The organism is Actinomadura sp. NPDC000929 (assembly GCF_040492065.1).
In the GTDB taxonomy this organism is placed as follows: domain Bacteria; phylum Actinomycetota; class Actinomycetes; order Streptosporangiales; family Streptosporangiaceae; genus Spirillospora; species Spirillospora verrucosospora.
This window is the reverse complement of the sequence record NZ_JBEUPA010000019.1, coordinates 1-16942: the sequence shown is the minus strand read 5'-3', so window position 1 is coordinate 16942 and position 16942 is coordinate 1. Positions and strand designations below refer to the sequence as shown.

The 16942-nt window shown below is 71.8% G+C and carries 14 protein-coding genes; 2 read left to right on the top strand and 12 right to left on the bottom strand.

Features of this window, described 5'->3' with window-relative positions; translation table 11 throughout:
- Window positions 1-8: 8 nt before the first annotated feature.
- The 12 genes from ABWI04_RS10045 to ABWI04_RS09990 all read right to left on the bottom strand — a co-directional run bounded on the left by ABWI04_RS10045 (window position 9) and on the right by ABWI04_RS09990 (window position 14876).
- Complete coding sequence (locus tag ABWI04_RS10045; RefSeq protein WP_353832169.1) at window positions 9-1421, bottom strand: cytochrome ubiquinol oxidase subunit I; 1413 nt, start codon at window positions 1419-1421, stop codon at window positions 9-11.
- Window positions 1422-1623: 202 nt separating this feature from the next.
- The gene (locus tag ABWI04_RS10040) at window positions 1624-2496 is read right to left on the bottom strand and encodes a S1 family peptidase (RefSeq protein WP_353832168.1); all 873 of its coding nucleotides are present in this window, start codon (window positions 2494-2496) and stop codon (window positions 1624-1626) included.
- A gap of 144 nt (window positions 2497-2640) precedes the next feature.
- Complete coding sequence (locus ABWI04_RS10035) at window positions 2641-3924, bottom strand: hypothetical protein (RefSeq protein WP_345182863.1); 1284 nt, start codon at window positions 3922-3924, stop codon at window positions 2641-2643.
- Entirely contained in the window at window positions 3924-5189 is a 1266-nt protein-coding gene (locus ABWI04_RS10030) for an ATP-grasp domain-containing protein (protein WP_345182864.1), read from the bottom strand. The genes ABWI04_RS10035 and ABWI04_RS10030 overlap by 1 nt, the downstream gene beginning before the upstream one ends.
- 95 nt (window positions 5190-5284) lie before the next feature.
- Window positions 5285-6538 carry an MFS transporter gene (locus ABWI04_RS10025; RefSeq protein ID WP_345182865.1) on the bottom strand — a complete coding sequence of 418 codons (1254 nt, stop codon included), beginning with the start codon at window positions 6536-6538 and terminating at the stop codon, window positions 5285-5287.
- Window positions 6535-7803 (bottom strand): ATP-grasp domain-containing protein, encoded by a 1269-nt coding sequence (locus ABWI04_RS10020; RefSeq protein ID WP_353832167.1) that lies wholly within the window; start codon window positions 7801-7803, stop codon window positions 6535-6537. Before ABWI04_RS10020 ends, ABWI04_RS10025 begins: the two co-directional genes overlap by 4 nt.
- Window positions 7804-7824: 21 nt before the next feature.
- The gene (locus tag ABWI04_RS10015) at window positions 7825-8943 is read right to left on the bottom strand and encodes a serine/threonine protein kinase (RefSeq protein WP_345182868.1); all 1119 of its coding nucleotides are present in this window, start codon (window positions 8941-8943) and stop codon (window positions 7825-7827) included.
- Window positions 8940-10424, bottom strand: a complete 1485-nt coding sequence (locus tag ABWI04_RS10010; RefSeq protein ID WP_353832166.1) for an iron-containing redox enzyme family protein — start codon at window positions 10422-10424, stop codon at window positions 8940-8942. The genes ABWI04_RS10015 and ABWI04_RS10010 overlap by 4 nt, the downstream gene beginning before the upstream one ends.
- A complete protein-coding gene (locus ABWI04_RS10005; RefSeq protein ID WP_345182870.1) occupies window positions 10421-11500 on the bottom strand; it encodes a 50S ribosomal protein L11 methyltransferase in 1080 nt (359 codons plus the stop codon). The genes ABWI04_RS10010 and ABWI04_RS10005 overlap by 4 nt, the downstream gene beginning before the upstream one ends.
- Window positions 11497-11859, bottom strand: coding sequence for a Rieske 2Fe-2S domain-containing protein (locus ABWI04_RS10000; RefSeq protein WP_089310854.1), 363 nt, complete (start codon window positions 11857-11859; stop codon window positions 11497-11499). The genes ABWI04_RS10005 and ABWI04_RS10000 overlap by 4 nt, the downstream gene beginning before the upstream one ends.
- Before the next feature lie 117 nt (window positions 11860-11976).
- Window positions 11977-13368: an iron-containing redox enzyme family protein gene (locus ABWI04_RS09995; RefSeq protein ID WP_345182871.1), complete on the bottom strand. Its 1392-nt coding sequence runs from the start codon at window positions 13366-13368 to the stop codon at window positions 11977-11979.
- A gap of 524 nt (window positions 13369-13892) precedes the next feature.
- On the bottom strand, window positions 13893-14876 hold the full coding sequence (locus ABWI04_RS09990) for a helix-turn-helix domain-containing protein (RefSeq protein ID WP_353832165.1): 984 nt from the start codon (window positions 14874-14876) through the stop codon (window positions 13893-13895).
- Between the two features lie 105 nt (window positions 14877-14981).
- Between ABWI04_RS09990 and ABWI04_RS09985 the strand changes: the two genes are divergently transcribed.
- Together ABWI04_RS09985 and ABWI04_RS09980 are read left to right on the top strand one after the other, a co-directional pair.
- Entirely contained in the window at window positions 14982-15443 is a 462-nt protein-coding gene (locus ABWI04_RS09985) for a rhodanese-like domain-containing protein (RefSeq protein WP_353832164.1), read from the top strand.
- Between the two features lie 202 nt (window positions 15444-15645).
- A partial coding sequence (locus ABWI04_RS09980) for a DEAD/DEAH box helicase (RefSeq protein ID WP_353832163.1) occupies window positions 15646-16942 on the top strand: 1297 nt, incomplete at its 3' end.

Here is a 16942-nt window from a genome sequence, read left to right as displayed (position 1 = left end):
ACCGGCCCTCAGTAGGCGAACGCGAGCGAGCGCTCGGAGTCGGAGTCGGGGCCGTCGGACGGCGGCGGCAGCACCTCGTCCTCCGACGGCGGCCCGGCCTTGGCGTATCTGAGCATCAGCCCCGTCTCGATGACCAGGAGGACGCCGTAGAGCGCGGTCAGCGACGCGACCGAGATCAGCATCGACGAGGCCGACACCCCGGGCGAGACGCTGGACGAGGTCTTCAGCACGCCGAACACCGACCAGGGCTGCCGCCCCATCTCGGTGAAGATCCATCCGGCGGAGTTGCCGATGAAGGGCAGGGTCAGCGACAGGACGCCGATCCGGTACACCCAGGGGTTGGAGGGGAGCCTGCCGCGGCGCAGCAGCCACAGCCCGGCCACCGAGACCAGCGCCATGGCGATCCCGGCGCCGGACATGACCCGGAAGTTCCAGTAGATGACGGGGATCATCGGCCGGTAGTCGCCGGCCCCGTAGCGCTCCTGCTCGGCGGCCTGGACGTCGTTGATCCCCTTGACCTCGCCGTCGAGGGTGCCGGTGGCGAGGAACGACAGCAGGCGCGGTACCTTGAGGCCGAAGACCTCCTTATCGCCGTTCAGCGTCCCGACGGTGAAGATCGAGAAGGAGGCGGGCCGCTCGGTCTCGTAGAGCGCCTCGGCGGCGGCCATCTTCATCGGCTGCTGCTCGGTCATGACCTTGCCCTGGAGGTCGCCGGTGATCGCGACGCCGATGGACGCGATGGCGGTGACGACGAGCGCGAGCTTCAGCGACGGCCGGAAGACCTCGACGTTCTTGCGGCGGGCGAGGTGCCAGGCGCTGACGCCGGCCATGAACATGCCGCCGGTGGCGAACGCCGCCGTCATGGTGTGCGGGAACGCGACGAGCTGCGTGGAGTTGGTCAGGACGGCCCAGAAGTCGGTGAGGACGGCCCGTCCGGACTCGTGGTCGATCCGGTAGCCGACGGGGTGCTGCATCCAGGAGTTCGCGGCGAGGATGAAGTACGCCGACAGCAGGGTCCCGATGTGCACGAGCCAGATGCAGCCGAGGTGCAGCCGTTTCGGCAGCCGGTCCCAGCCGAAGATCCACAGGCCGAGGAAGGTCGACTCGACGAAGAAGGCGAGGAGGCCCTCGATGGCGAGCGGCGCCCCGAAGACGTCACCGACGAACCGGGAGTAGTCACTCCAGTTCATGCCGAACTGGAACTCCTGCACGATGCCGGTGACGATCCCCATCGCGAAGTTGATCAGGAAGAGCTTGCCCCAGAACTTGGTGGCGCGCAGGTACGCCGTCCTCCCCGTCCGCAGCCAGGCGGTCTGGAGCACCGCGACCAGCGCGGAGAGCCCGATCGTGAGCGGGACGAAGAGGAAGTGGTAGACGGTGGTGATCCCGAACTGCCACCGGGCGATGTCGACGGTGTCCATGGGCGCAGGCCTCTCCGGCTCATCTACTACAAGCTGTAGTACTTCATCCTGTCAGAAATACTACGAGCTGTAGTACTACAACCGGTGGTTAGTTGGGTCACTCGCCCGGACACGGCCGGACGGGGCGGCGCGAGGGGTGCGCCGCCCCGTCCAGGGGAGGGTCCGCGTTCGGTCTAGAGGGCCGCGCCGGCGCGGCCGGGGGTCAACTGCTCGCGCGCGGGACGAGGCAGCCCGGGCGGTTGAAGTCGATCACGCTGCCGGGGGCGATGCAGGCTGCCAGGGTGTAGGTCTGCTGGGCGTAGCCGATGTTCGGGTGAACCGTGATGGTGCCGGACTGGTCGACCTCGCACGGGTTGTTCAGCGTGCAGCGGCCGCCGTCCTCGTTGATGGTGTTGTTCGCGCCCACGACCTTGCCGGTCGAGGCGTCGACGAGCGGGGAGCCCGACGTGCCGCCGATGACGTTGCACGCGGGGGTGTAGCGGATCGAGTCCTTCCACGTCCAGTCCCCTTCCCGGACGCGGTAGGCGAAGCCGTCGATGTTGCAGGAGTAGATCCTGCGCCAGTAGCCGGAGACCACGCGCACGTCGGCGCCCGCGGTGGGGTGGGTGAGCGAGAGCTGGAGCGCCGGCGTCCGGTAGGTCTGCTGGATGGTCGCGTAGCTCTGGCTGAGCCGGTACAGGGTCACGTCGGTGTCGGTCATGGTGGCGTACAGCACCCTGTTGGCGCGCAGCGTGCCGAGCGTGCCCGAGCCGCTGGAGTTGAGCAGGCTGAACGTGCGGCTGGACGCCCGGTTCGTGATGACCTGGCCGGCGCCGGGCATGCCGCCCTCGTAGCAGTGGCCGTTGGTGAGCACGAGCGCCGGGTCGCTGTCGGCGGCGGTCGGGGTGCGCACGAGCGAGCCGGAGCAGTTGCTCAGCGCGACGATCCCGGTGAAGTCGACGGCCTTGACCTGGGCGGACGGTGCGGGAGCGGAGGCGGCGGCCGGGACGGCGGCGGAGGCGGTGGAGGCGCCGGCGGTCAGGGCGGCGGCGCCGGCGGCGGCCGCGGCGAGCGCGCCGAGAATGCGTCTGTGCATGGCGGGGGTCCTCTCCGGTGAGGGTGGCAGCGTGATGCTAACCACGGGCCCGCCGCCCAGAAAGGGCGAAAGTGGACGAAATGGGAGAGCGCCGCGAATCTGGCAGGCATTGCACAGCCAGACCCGCGGCGCCCGCCCCCGAGGTCAGTAGTGGAACGCGGAGGTCATCCTCGCGCCCTTGGTGCCGAGGTTGACCACGGACGCGCCGCCGGACGGGACGGTCCGGCAGAACGCGCCGCCGTAGCCGTCCGGGAAGACGAAGAGGCCCCACACGGCGATCCAGTCCTCGACCGCGCCGGTCTCCGGGTTGAGCATCGGTTCGCTCACGGGGACCACGCGGCGCTGGACGATGTAGTCCTCCTTCAGGCAGCCGGCGACCGTCTCGGCCCACTCGCGGTCGGTCTGGTCCCAGCCCGCGCGGACGCCCCGTCCCGACAGCCCCGCGACCGGCTTGAGGATCAGCTCCTCCCGCTCGGCGCGGACCCGGTCGGCGAGGTCGGGGGTGAGGGTGCGCGTCCACGGCAGGATCCGGTCGATCAGGGCGTTCTCGTCCGGGGACAGGTCCGCGCGCATGGCGGGATCGGAGACGAGCGGCAGGCAGCTCTTGTAGGAGAACATGGACGCCGTCAGGGGAGTCCACAGGACGACCTTGCCCTCCTCGCAGGCGCGCATGACGGTCTCGACGGGCTCGTCGTTGCGCGGGTCCCGCGCCACCTGGTGGGCGGAGAAGTACCGCAGGACGAGGTCGAGCGGACGGTCGTGCAGGTACAGCCGTCCGTCCCTCTCCCGCACCTGGTCCACTTCGCCGATGAGCAGCTCGATGCCGCACCGCTTCATCGACTCCTGGAAGGAGCGGTGCAGCGGCTCGTACGCCGCCATCCCGTCGATGGCCTCGAGGGTGGCGACGACGGGTGCCTCCTTCTGCGTGGCCTGGACGAAATGCCGCGCTATGGCCGCCGGAGTGTCGACGCTCGACAGGCCGTGCTCGTCCGCGAACGCGGCGAACTCCTTGTGGCCGAGCAGGGTGCGGTTGACCTCGCTCATGTCGACGCCGCCGAGTTCGCTGCCGATGTTGAACTCCAGCAGCCGGAACCGCGAGCCGTCGTCGTACAGGTCGGCCCGCCCCCACAGGAACGGCTCCGCGTCGAACCGGGTCATGAGTTCGGTGCGGCGCGCGTCCGCGCCGATCGCGGCGCAGAACGCGCGGCGGTCGCCGCCGAACAGCCGGTCCGGCAGGGACGTCATCAGCCGGAACAGCCCGGACAGGTCGTCCGCGGCCTCGCGCGTGCGCGCCTCGGACGACAGCAGCGGCCGCGTCCCCAGGTATCCGCCCCACGCCCGGTCGAACACGGGCGGGAACTCGACCTCCGACATGACGTCGCGCAGGGGCCCCTCGGCGGCGGCCGCGACGTACTTCGCGGTGACCATCAGGCGGTCTCCTCCACGTCCACGACCAGGTCCTTCTCGATCTTGCGGATGACCTCGCGGTCGGCGTAGATCTGCTCGGCGTCCTCGTGGGCGAGGATGATGTAGCCCATCGTCATGCTCGCGAACAGGTCCGTGCTGGCGTCGACGCGGTCGCCGGTGCTCACCAGGTGCACCGGCGAGTGGTAGCTGGGCAGGTCGCGCGCCCGGTCGTAGATCTCGGCGTTGCGCACGATCCCGGTGGAGTGCGACATGAGGAACACGGCCATGACGTTGCGGCGCAGGGTGTAGCCGGGCGGCATCTGCGGGCCGAGGCCGCGGCACACGTCCACGATCCTCGTGACCTGGCTCTCCCCGGTGGCGATCTCGGTCACCGCGGGGTTGCCCGCTCCGGCCAGCCGCGCGTTGACCTCCAGCAGGCGCGGCCCGTCCGGGGTCATCATGATCTCGGTGTGCGCCGCCCAGTTGCGCAGCCCCACCGCGTCCAGCGCGGCGAGCCCGTAGTCGATGAGCTCGCCGTACGCGCCGGTGTCGTAGGGGAGCCACTCGACGAAGTCGTACACCGCGATGCCCTCGCCGAACGGGACCCGCCGGTACCGGATGATGTCGGTGATCGAGTGCCGGCCGTCGTGGCTGACGGTGTCGATGGCGTACTCGGTGCCGGTCATCATCTCCTGGACGAGGACCTCCTCGGCCAGCACGTCGAGCTTGTCGCGGGTGCCGAGCATGGCCGTGAACTGCTCGCGCCACCCCTGCCCGCCTGGAGCGCGGCTGACTCCCACGGTGCCGGCGCTCGTCGGCGGCTTGACGACGAGATCCTTGCCGGCGAGGCCCTCGCGCTCGATCCAGGCGGCGACCTCGTCGGGATCGTTCGTGGAGATCTGCCGCGGGACGGGCAGCCCCGCCTCGGCCAGGGCCTGGTGCATGAGGTACTTGTGCCGGCGGGCGTCGACCAGCTCCGGGACGTTGGAGAACTCCGGCGCGAGGGCGTCCGAGCACTCCTGCGCGAGCCGCAGCGCCGCCTCGACGCCGGGGATGACGGCGATCGGCTTCAGCGCGCCGAGCCGGGCGATCGTCTCCGCCATGTCGCCGTGGTGGTTGATGACCGCGTCGTAGTTGCCGGGGTCGTGCGAGGAGTGCAGGGGGGCGAGCGCGGGTCCCGTGTAGTCCATCACGGCCACCGGGCTGAACCCCGCCTCCCGGAGCGCGGGAGCGACCATCGCCGCGGAGGTGAAGGGCCGCACGATTGCGACGACTGGCTTGTCCATGGTGGTCACCTTCTGTTTCGTTCGTTCCACTCGTTGCGCGGGGGTCGTCCTCGCGGGCGCCGCCGCCGTGGTCGTCCGTGCGGTGCCGTCCCGCCTCACTCGCCGGCCTCGGCGGCGGCCGGCTCCAGGGCCGGTTCGGCCTCCTCGGCCGGGCGCCGCCGCGCCAGCCCGGCGCCCGCGGCCACGGCCGCGGCGCCCGCGAGCCCGAACGCCCCGGTCAGCAGCCAGACGCCCGAGCCCCAGGCGTGCCACGCCGCGACCCCGATCATGGGGCCGACGGCGTAGCCGACCTGCTGCGGGATCGTCGCCGCCGCGATGTAGCGGGCGCGCAGCGCGGGCGGCGCGACGAGGCCGGGGTAGGCCATCATGGACGGCGCCGCGATGATCTCCCCGAACGTCCACACCACCGTCGCGAGGAGGAGCAGCGCCACGGGCGTGGGGCCGGTGTAGACGAGGTGGCCGGCGCCCAGCATCGCCATGCCGAGCGTCATCGGCACCCCGATCGGCAGCCGCTGGAGCCACTTGGACAGCAGCACCTCGAAGGCGATGACGATGCCCCCGTTGACGGTCAGGAGCATCGCGAACACCCGCTCGTCATGGCCCGAGCCCGTCACGAACAGCGGCAGGGCGGCCGACGACTGGATGTAGGTCATGGCGGTGAGGAAGAGGCCGAGCACGACGAGCATGAACCGCCGGTCGGCCAGCACCTGCCCGTAGCCGGTGCGGTCCTTGCCGGACCCGCCGCCGGCGACCTCCGGCTCGGCGTCCGACCGCAGCGCCAGGTAGGCGACCACGCCGAACGCCAGCGACGTCGCCGCGTCCACGTAGAACAGCGCGCCGTAGGACGCGTAGGTCAGCAGCAGCGCGGCGCCCATCGGGCCGACCGTCGAACCGACGTTGAACGTCAGCCGCAGCACCGAGAAGACCATCACATGCCGGTCCTTCGGCGTCAGCTCGACCACCCAGGCCATCGCCGCCGGGCGGTACGCCGTCGCGGTCAGCCCCGCTCCCCCGGCGACGAGAGCGCCGATCCACATGTTCGGCACGTGCACGAGCGCCGCGGTGAGCACCGCCGTGCCCGCCATCGAGCCGACGATGACCCACCGGTACCCGACGCGGTCTGCGGCGGCGCCGCCGAGCGCCGACCCGGAGATCCGGCCGATCATGAGCGCGGTCAGCACGACGCCGCTCTCCCACGCGGTGAAGCCCTCGCTGGTCAGGAACAGCACGAGGAACGCGTTGAGGAACGCCGCCAGATTGCTGATCAGGTTCCCGAGGACCAGGATGCGGACCGTCCCGCTCATCCCGCGCAGCGTCGCGAGGATCGTCGGGTGCTCCGGGGACGTCATGGCGCCTGCTCCAGCGGGGTGCCCTCGAACGTGAAGTACCGCCCGGCGTCCGGGATGGCGGCGCGGGTCCGCTCCAGCGTCTCCGCGACCGCGATCACGTAGCCGCAGCGGGCCAGCCCGTTCGGCGGCAGCCGCACCTGCCAGCCCGGCTGCACGGCGAGCTCCACCTCGGCGACCGGCGGGCGCATCAGCTCCTTGTCCACGGTCGCCGACGTGATCTCCATGTCGTGCGGGGGATAGGCGAACCGGATGGACGCCGCCCTGCGCGGCTTCGGGAACGCCACGGCCGGCGGGCGGCCCGCCACCACGTCGGCCGCCGCCAGCGGCCCGTCGACACCGGACGTCAGCAGCCCGAGGTAGGGGATCATCCCCCCGCCGAGCCGGACGTTGATCTCGATGACGTGCTTGGCGCCGTCCGGGGTCAGCTTGAACTCGATGTGCGTGTACCCGTCGGTGAACCCGACCGCGGCGTGGACCCGGGTGAGCATGGCGTGGAACTCGGTGTCGAACAGCAGCGGGTCGCCGGCGTCGACGTCGTGCCCGATCTCCTCGAACGCCAGCGTGCCGCTGCCGCCGAGCACCTTGCGCGCCACGATCAGCGGCGTGCACTCCCCCTGGAACAGGACGCACTCGACGGAGATCTCCGGGCCGTCGAGGAACTCCTCCACGATGACGTAGTCCTCGAACTGGCGGATACCGCCCAGCCGCGTCCCGTCGGTGAGCGCGAACGCGGCGTCCAGGTCCTCGGGCCTCTCGACCTTGCTGAGGCCGAGGCTGCCGCCGAGGTTGCGCGGCTTGACGATGAGCGGGTAGCCGGTCTCGGCGGCGAACGCGCGCGCCTCCTCCAGCGACGCCACGGCGCGGGAGGCGGGCTGCGGGAAGCCGGCGGCCCGCAGCGCCTCCCGCGTCGCGGACTTGTCCCGGCACCGGGCCACCGCGCCCGGGTCGAGGACGGGGAGGCCGAGCGCCGCGCTGAGGTGCGCGGACGTCTCGATGTAGACCTCGTCGTAGCAGAACACCCCGGCGACCTCGTGGTCGCGGGCCACGTCGCGCGCCGCGGCCGTCAGCTTCTCCAGGTCGAGGCAGTCGACGACGGTGTGCCCGGCGATGTAGGGCTCCTCCCAGCTCGCCGGGGCCGGGTTCAGCAGCCAGAGCCGGTACCGCTGCGACACCGACTCCAGGATGTACTTGCGGTAGACCCAGTAGCTGCTCGCGACCAGGAGAAGGAGCGGACGCTCGCCGCCCGCGGGCGGGTCATAGGACATGCGGACCTCGATCGCAGGTTGTCAGGAGAAGTAGTCCTCGGGCCCGCCGCGGCGGCGGACGTCGAGGGTGGCGCAGTGGAAGCCGCCGCCGAAGGTGTTGACCGTGCGGAACGGGACGGGGATGGGGGTGAACCCCTCCTTCTCCAGCAGCCGCAGCAGCTCGGTCTCCTGCGCCTCGACGAAGATGCGCTCCTGGTCGAGCATCAGGGTGTTCATCGCGATCCACCGGCTGCAGAAGTACATGGTCTGGTCGGCGGGGATGGCGGGCTCGGGGCAGACCAGCACGTCCCAGCCGGCGAACATCTCCGGCAGCTCCGGCACCCGCTCGGGGTTGATCAGCACCCGGCCGGGACGCAGCGGGACGAACGTGGCGTTCATGTGCATCGGGTGGTCGTCGGCGAACGCGACCTCGTGCACCCGGAACTCGCCGCCGAGCAGCCGCCGCACCCACTCGATGCCGAACCGGTTGGTGACGTGGCTGCGCTGCACGAGGATGTCGCGGCCGAACCGCATGAAGTCGCCGGCGTCCACGATCGGCTCGAACTCGGTGATGACGGACGTCGCGTCCGGGAACGGGTCGGCCGGGGACATGGTCTCCGGTTTCGCGGCGGCGTAGCCGGGGTTGAAGGACGCGTCGGTGAGCTGTGGCTTCGGCGCCGCGACCCAGCGGGCGCCGCGCCGGAAGTAGTCCTTGAAGATCGTCCGGAACGGGTGGGTGGCGAAGTAGTACGACCGCCAGCCCATCGTCGCCTCGACGATCTGGTCGCCCGCGACCAGCGCGATGTCGCGGGGGAAGGTGTGCGACGAGCCGCCGGTGGACGTCCAGTCGGCGGTCCCGAACGGGCGGGACTGGTCGACCGGGTCGGGGCGCCGGACCGTGACGCCCTCGCCCTCCAGGATCGACACGAAGCCGTCGAGCTCCTCGCGGGCCGCCTCGACCTGCTCCTGCGGGAAGCCGCCGCCGCCGTTGCGGCGGTAGAAGTCCCACGCCTCGGGCGGGACGGTCGCCTCGATCGCCGGATGCCACGGCGGGACGGCGGCGCCGTCGATCACGCCGACGATCACCTCTTCCAGCGGGTCCCACTCGTTGTACGAGCCGACCGGGGCGGGCTGCCCGGCCGGGGGTGCGCTGTCGGTCATCGCGACGTCCTCTCCACGGTTCGAACGGTCACCCGGGCCTCGGGCGAGGCGGCCTTCAGGCCGTGCAGGCGGCCGCGCGGCACCAGCAGCACGTCGCCCGTGCCGAGCCGGTGCGGGCGGTCGGTCGCCCACGCGTACACGTCCGCCTCGCCGCTCGTGATCTCCACGAGCCGGTCGGAGTCGTACACGCCGGTGCAGAACGGGCTGTCGGGGCGGAGCGTGCTCGCCTGCGCGTCGTCCATCGCGGAGGACGCCAGCGCGGCGCCCGCCTCGGTGTGCCGGTCGAGGGCGTCGGCCCAGGCGATCTGCGCGCGGAAGTCGGCGTCGCCGAGGCGCAGCAGCAGCTTGGTGTCCTCGATGCCGCGCACCAGCTCGGGGATGACCAGCTCGCCGTGCGCGCGGGCCAGGCCGAGCAGCAGGTTCTCGTAGGTCATCCGCCCGTGGTGGACGTCGATGTGCGCGTGCTCGTCGCAGTACTTGGCGTCCACGCGGTCGCCGTAGACGGCGCGGAGCATGGCGCCGGTGTCGGCGAACCCCTGCGCGAACAGCCACTCCAGGTACGTCACCGCGGCCATGTAGCGGAACATGCCGCGGTGGTCCTCGGTGAGCCAGTTGAAGTAGTTCACCCCGACCAGGGAGCTGGTCAGGTAGAAGTTCCAGTACGCGTGCACGTCGGTGCGCAGCCCGACGCTGGCCAGCATCTCCTTGAAGATCGTGCTGTGCTTGGCGCCGTAGACCCCGTACCCGAACTCGTCATTGAAGATCTTGAAGAGCTCGGACTGCTCGACGCCGTAGGAGCCGCCGAGGTTGCGCGCCATCGCCGACGCCTCGGTCAGCGCGTCCAGGGCGAGCTGGATCAGGTGCAGCGCCGCGGCCTCCTCCGGCCGCCGGCACTCGGTGATCAGCCGCATGGTGCCGGTCGGCTCGGCCGCCGCGTCCACCGCCGGGTTGCTCCCGGACGCGTCGGCGGGCGCCCCGGCCCCGCCGACCTCGGCGAGGAAGTACGCCTGGAGCTCCTCCAGCGTCCGCACCGGCGGGACGGTGACGGCGTCGTCCAGGAAGGAGAACGCGTACCGCTCCAGGCCGGGCCGGACGGCGTCGCGCAGCGCCCGCACCTCGTCGCCGTAGAAGAGCTCGAAGTCGTCCTTCGCCGAGGCCAGCCCGGCGGGGGGCAGCAGGATCATGTCGCTCTCGTAGGCGTTGCACAGCACGCGGCCGGCGATGAGCTGGCCGCCGCCGAGGAACTCCGCCTCCGTCGCCGGGACGGAGAAGTCCCGGTCGGCGGCGCCCGGCGGGCCGATCGGCCGCCGGTACGGGTTGCCCTCGACGAGGACCTCGGGACCCGGCTGGAAGATCCGCTGCGAGCAGTAGGCGGCGAGGGCGCCCGCCGCGGCGGCCGTCGGCGCGGTCCCCGTCGTCACCATGCCCGCCGTGGCCTCGTCCGCGGCCGGTGCGGCGATCGCCTCCGTCACGGCGGTCACGCGACCACCTCCTCGGACTGCACCTCGAAGCGGACGCACTCGCCGTCGTGGGCGGCGACCAGCGACACCGGCAGGTCCGGCTGGACGTGCAGGGGGACGGGCAGGCACTGGATCGCCTGCTTCCAGTGCGAGTCGTGGCCGGGCGCGTTGTCGACCACGATCCCCGGCATCAGCTCCATCTCGAACCAGAACGCGATCGCGTGCATCGTGCCCGCGGCCGTCGGCCGGACCGTCAGCTCGGTGCGCTGCGGGCGCGCGTCCGCCGTGTAGAAGTCGAACTCGAACACCGTCACCGGCTCCGACAGCGCCCGGTGCTCGTGCCGGTGCAGCCGGGAGTCGAAGTACTCCAGCGTGGACAGCCGGTTGAAGGGCGCGAGGTCGAACCCGTACAGCTTGCCGACGTGGTTCTTGCGGTGCAGCGGTTCGCTCTCGACGAGCTGCGCGAAGATCCGTCCCCGCGACGGCATGATCGTCGCGTCCGGGGCGAGGAGGTGCTCGCGGGCGTGCGCGATCGTGCCGAGGATGCCCTCGCCGAGCAGCCCGCAGTCGACGATCTCGGTGACCAGCAGGCCGGCGCGCCTCGGCAGGTCCCCGGGCACGGTCATGCGGGTGGACATCTTCGACACGACGCCGACCGCGTCGTCGTACCCGGCCACCCGGACCACCCGCGCCGCCGTCTCGGCGACGGACGGCTGGCCCTCGCAGGCCACGACCTCCCGCGCCCCGGCCCGCGCCGCCATCATCGCCAGCAGGCCCGACCCGGCGCCGATGTCGAGGACGAGCGCGTCCGGGGCGGCCGCGACCGCCTGCCGGATCGCCCGGTCGTACAGCTCGGCGCGCTCCTCGTCGTGCAGCATCTCCCAGTGCCAGCGGGGGACCGAGCACCGGACGGCCCGGTTCCGGCCGATCAGGGCCTCCTGGTTGTCGGCGTCCAGGCCGAGGATCAGCTCGAAGGCCCTGGCGGCGTCCTCGTAGCGGCCCTGGTGGTGCAGGTCGCGCCCCCACCTGAGGAACTCGCCGAGTTCCATTCCGTCGCGGATCTCGGTGACCGCGCCCTGCGGCTGTGCGCTGTTCATCGGCTCTCGGCCCCTTCGTCGTGGGTCGGGTCGGGCGGCAGGTTGGCGAGGATCTCCTTGTGGATGACCGAGACGGGTGCGCCGGTGTCCGGAAGGACGACGACGGCCTCGTCCCCGCTGCGCACCATCGGCAGGCAGGAGCGCTTCACGGCGGAGACGCCGACCTTCGTGCCGTGCCAGGGGCAGCTGAGCCGCCGCCCGTCCGGGGTGCGGCGGGCCAGGCTGAGCGGGCCGCCGCGGTGCGGGCAGTGGTCGCGGACGAGCAGCGACCGCTCGCCCTCGTGCAGGACGAAGTAGCGGTCGTGGCCGACCATCACGGTGTTGTGCCGACTCAGATCCATCACGATGACGCGTGCCATCGGCTCCTCTTTGTCGTTCGGGCGCGGCCGGTGACGGGCGGGGACGGCACGGGGCATGGCGCGGTCAGGCGGGGCGGGAGACGGGAGTCTCGGTGGGAGCGTCGGGGACGGGGAGTGTCAGGCGGGAGAGATGGCGTGGAGCAGGCAGGCGGTCTCCGGCGTCGCCGGCCGGATCCCGTAGAGGCGTCCGCCGGGGATCAGCAGGGCCTCGCCGCGCGCGAGCCGCTCGGGCGGCCCGGTGGGGGTCGTGACGAGGTCGGCCTCACCGCGCTCCACCTCCAGGACGACGTCGCCGTCATGGCTGCGCGTCCCGAACGGGCTCGCGGTCGTCAGCGCGACGCGCAGCGGCGGTTCGGAACCGGTCCGCGCCGAACCGGCGAGCTCCCGGTGCCGGGGGAGGTCGTCCGCCCAGCGGATCTGCGCCGCGGTGTCGTCCTCGAACCAGCCGCCGACCAGCCGCGCCTCGGCGATGCCGCGCAGCAGCTCGGGCACGACCCGCGGGCCGTGCCGGCCGGCCAGGGCCAGCAGCACCTGGTCGCGGGTGATGCGCCCGTGGTGCTCGTCGATGTGCGCGTGCTCGTCGCAGTAATGCAGATCGACGGTGTCGCCGAATATGCCGCGGAACACTTTGATCATTTCGACGAATGCGGGGGCGAACACCGCTTCCGCATAAGTGACCGCGCCCGCGTAGCGGAAGAATTTCGCATGGTCGCGGGACAGGTAGTAATAGTAGTTGTTCGTCGCCAGCGGTCCGGCCAGGTAGAAGTTCCAGTACGCGTGCACATGGGTCGCCATCGCGCGGCTGCGCAGCATTTTGGCGAAGATCGTGGTGTGCTTGGCGTCGTAGACCCCGTAGCCGAACTCGTCGATGAAAATCTTGAACAGGGCGGACTGCTCGGGCCCGTAGGCGCCGGCGAGGTTGCGCGACATCGCGGAGGCCTCGGTGAGCCCGTCCAGGGCGAGCTGCACCAGGTACAGGTCGGCGGCGCTCTTGCGGTCGCGGGCGTTCGCGATGGCGGTGAGCGCGGGCGACGGCCCGGCCGCGGCCTCCTCCACGACGTGCTGGAAGTAGGCCTCCAGCACGTCGGGCGTGGCGGCTCCGCTGACGTCCACGGCCTCGTCCAGGCAGCCGAACGCGAAACGTTCCAGTTCCGAGACGGAGCCTTCCCGGAGTTCCTTGAGGTCAGGGCCGTAGAAGCGGTCGAAATCCTCGTAGAGGCCGTCGAGCCCCTGCTCGGGGAGCAGCACCGTCTCGGCCTCGTAGAAGGTCCCGAGCAGCCGGTGCGCGGCGAGGGAGCGGTGGGCCGCCCACTCGCCCGGCCCCGGCGGGCCGTCGAAGTCGGACTCGGCCAGCGAGTCCGGCACGAGCATGCGGCGGTAGGGGTTGCGGCCGTGGACGACCTGGGAGTCACCGCGGAACAGCGGGTGGCCGGCGAACGCCAGGATCCGCTTTCCGAGGGTGCCGCCGGCGCGTGTGGCGGCAGGGGCTGCCTGCGGTTGAACTGTCATTTACTTGTACCGTTCACCTGACTACTCAAGGGTCGGGTGTAGCTGAGGGCGTGCGTGGCCGATTGTGTCGGCCAGGGTCGCTGAGAACGGCTTCCATTTGTTGGTGGGATGAACAAATGTTGCGGAGTGAAAGTGATCTATTACCGGCAGTAAGAGACCGCTTCCTCTCGGCTGCGGGGCAGATTAACAAAGGGTTTGGGCGGTGATCAACGATTGAGCTGGAACTTTGTGCCGGAGTTCGGCTTTGCCCCCGCGGGGCCGGACGTTTCGGTCGCGTCCAAAATGATCTTGCGGGCTTTCGGTCCGGCCGGCGCCCGCGCCCGCCCCGCGGCCCTGACAGCCGCGCTGACCTCGTCGACCCTGGCGGTCACCGCGGACGCGCGCCGGTCGCGGGCGCGGCGTGACCCACCCCTGACATCCGTGACTTCTGCTGGTCAGGAAACTCGGGGGAAACCCCGGTTCGTGACCGTAACCGGACGCACCTCCCGCCGCTGACCGCCGGCGTCCCGCCGCCCCGTCCCGGGTCAGGGGGCGGCGGTGGTGCGGAAGGTGCGGCGGTAGGCGGACGGCGAGGTGCGCATCGCCCGGGTGAAGTGGTGCCGGAAGGTCGCCGGGCTCTCGAAGCCGACCGCCGCGCCGACCTCCTCGATCGGAGCGCCGCCCTGCTCCAGCAACGGCAGCGCGGCCAGGACCCGCTGGCCGACCACCCAGCGCAGCGGGCTCGTCCCGGTCCGCCGCTGGAAGCGCCGCAGGAACGTCCGGGGCGCGAGGCAGGCCTGCTGGGCCATGCGGCCCACCGTGATCGGCTCGGCGAGGTGGTCGAGCGCCCACGCCATGGCCCGCGCGACCGGGTCGTCCTCCCCCGGCGCGACCACCGCCGCCTCCACGAACTGCGCCTGCCCGCCGTCCCGGTGCGGCGGCACGACCAGCCGCCGCGCCACCGCGTTGGCGACCCTGGCGCCGTGGTCCTTGCGGACGAGGTGCAGGCACATGTCGAGGCCCGCCGCGCTGCCCGCCCCGGTGAGCACGTCGTCGCCGTCCACGTAGAGGACGTCGGGCGTCACCCGGACGCCGGGGTGGCGCCGGCGCAGCAGGTCGGCGTACCGCCAGTGCGTGGTGGCCGCCCGTCCGTCCAGGAGCCCGGCGGCGGCCAGCGCGAACGCGCCCGAGCAGATGGACGCCACGCGGGCGCCCCGCGCGTGCGCCTCCCGGAGCGCCGCGACGACCTCCGGCGGCGGGTCGCGGTGAACGTCGGGGACGGCGACGACCAGGACGGTGTCCGCCGACGCGAACACGTCCAGCCCGTGCTCGGCCGTCATCGTGAAACCGCCCACCGCGCGCATCGGGCCGCGTTCCAGCGAGCAGACACGCAGGTCGTACCAGGGGACGTCCAGTTCGGGGCGGGGCAGCCCGAAGACCTCGACGACCGTGCCCAGCTCGAACGGCGCCATGCCGTCGAACACCAGCACCGACACGGTGTGCCGGCGGGACGGGGTGGCGACGCGCATGGCGAGATCTTAGCGATATGCGGCATTCGCGCCACTTCCGGACGCGCCGCCGGCCCCCGAGGATCGAGACGGCCACGAGAGACTTCTCACCTTCGAGGGAGCCCCATGAACGCAGCCGACCAGACGCCCGCCGGCACCGCCGCAGAGGCGCTCCGCCACTTCTCCGCCCGCCTCGCCTTCGAGACGGACGTGTCCGACGTGGCCGCCCGACTCGCCGAGGGGACGCCCGGCCTCGTGGTCGTCGACACCCGGAGCGCCGAGAGCTGGGCGCAGGGCCACGTCCGGGGCGCCGTCCACCTGCCCACCGCCGACATCGCCGAACGCGCCGCCGCGCTCGTCCCCGACGACGCGGACGTGGTGGTCTACTGCTGGGGGCCCGGCTGCAACGGCGCCCAGAAGGCGGCGCTGGAGTTCGCGAAGCTCGGCCGTCCCGTCAGGGAGATGCTCGGCGGGTTCGAGTACTGGGCCCGGGAGGGCTACCCCGTGCAGACCGGTGGCGGCGCCGTCACGCGGCGTTCACCCGACCCGCTCACCGCCCCCGTCAACGGTGTTTCGTGTGCTTGCTGAGCGTGCCGTGGCGCATGTTCCTTCGGAGACGGGGCATAAGGTCGTCCCCTGACGACGTTAGACTCTAGGAATCACTCTTCGGCGCCGACGAACGGCGCCAGGCTCGTCCTTGCAGGCCAAACCCAGCGCGGTGCCTCCCGAGACGTGCCCCCCTCTCGGAAGGTAATGCGTGACCACAGCTGCCGCTGAACAGAACCCCACCATGCCCGCCATCGCGGACGAGGAGAGGGTTCCCACTTTCGCCGAGCTCGGCCTCCCGCCGGTTCTGGTGAGCGCCCTGGTCCGCCAGGGCATCGAGGCGCCGTTCCCCATCCAGGCCGCCGCGATCCCCGACGTGATGGATGGGCGCGACGTCCTCGGCCGCGGCAAGACCGGCTCCGGCAAGACCCTGGCGTTCGGACTGCCGCTCCTGGCCCGCCTCTCCGGCCGCAAGGCCGCCCCCAAGCGCCCCCTGGCGCTGATCCTCGTCCCGACCCGCGAGCTCGCCCAGCAGGTCCAGACCAACCTTGAGCCGCTCGGCCGCGGGCTCGGCCTGCGCTTCAAGACCGTCATCGGCCAGACCTCGATGTTCAAGCAGATCGACGCGCTGCGCCGCGGCGTCGAGGTGCTCGTGGCCACCCCCGGCCGCCTCAAGGACCTGATGCGCCAGGGCGCCTGCGACCTGTCCGACGTCGAGATCGCCGTGCTCGACGAGGCCGACCACATGGCCGACATGGGCTTCCTGCCCGACGTCACCGACATCCTGGACGCCGCCAAGCCCGGCGGGCAGCGGCTGCTGTTCTCCGCCACCCTCGACAAGGACGTCGACGTCCTGGTCCGGCGGTACCTGAACGAGCCGGTCACGCACGCGATCGGCCCGGTGGACGAGTCCGTCGCCACCATGGACCACCACCTGCTGCTCGTGGCGCCCAAGGAGAAGAGCGCCGTCACCGCCGAGATCGCCAACCGCGAGGGCCGGACGATCCTGTTCGCCCGCACCAAGCACGGCGTCGACCGGCTCGCCAAGCAGCTCACCCAGGCCGGGGTCCGCGCGGCGGGGCTGCACGGCGGCAAGAGCCAGGGCCTGCGCACCCGCACCCTCGCCGAGTTCCGCGAGGGCACCATCAGCGTGCTGGTCGCCACCGACGTCGCCGCCCGCGGCATCCACGTCGACGACGTCTCCCTGGTGATGCACGTCGACCCGCCCGCCGACCACAAGGACTACATGCACCGCGCCGGGCGCACCGCCCGCGCCGGCGAGCGCGGCACGGTCGTCACGCTCGTCCTGCCGCACCAGGTGCGCTCCACGTCCGCGATGACGCGCCGCGCCGGTATCAACGCGCCCCGGACCCGGGTGTCCACCGGCGACTCCGAGCTGGTCAAGCTGACCGGCGCCCGGCAGCCGTCCGGCATCCCGATCGAGGAGCCGATCATCCCCGAGCGGCCCGCGCGCCGCGAGGGCGGCCGGGGACGGCCGGGTACCGCCACATCGGCTGACCACGGAAAGGATGGCACCGAAA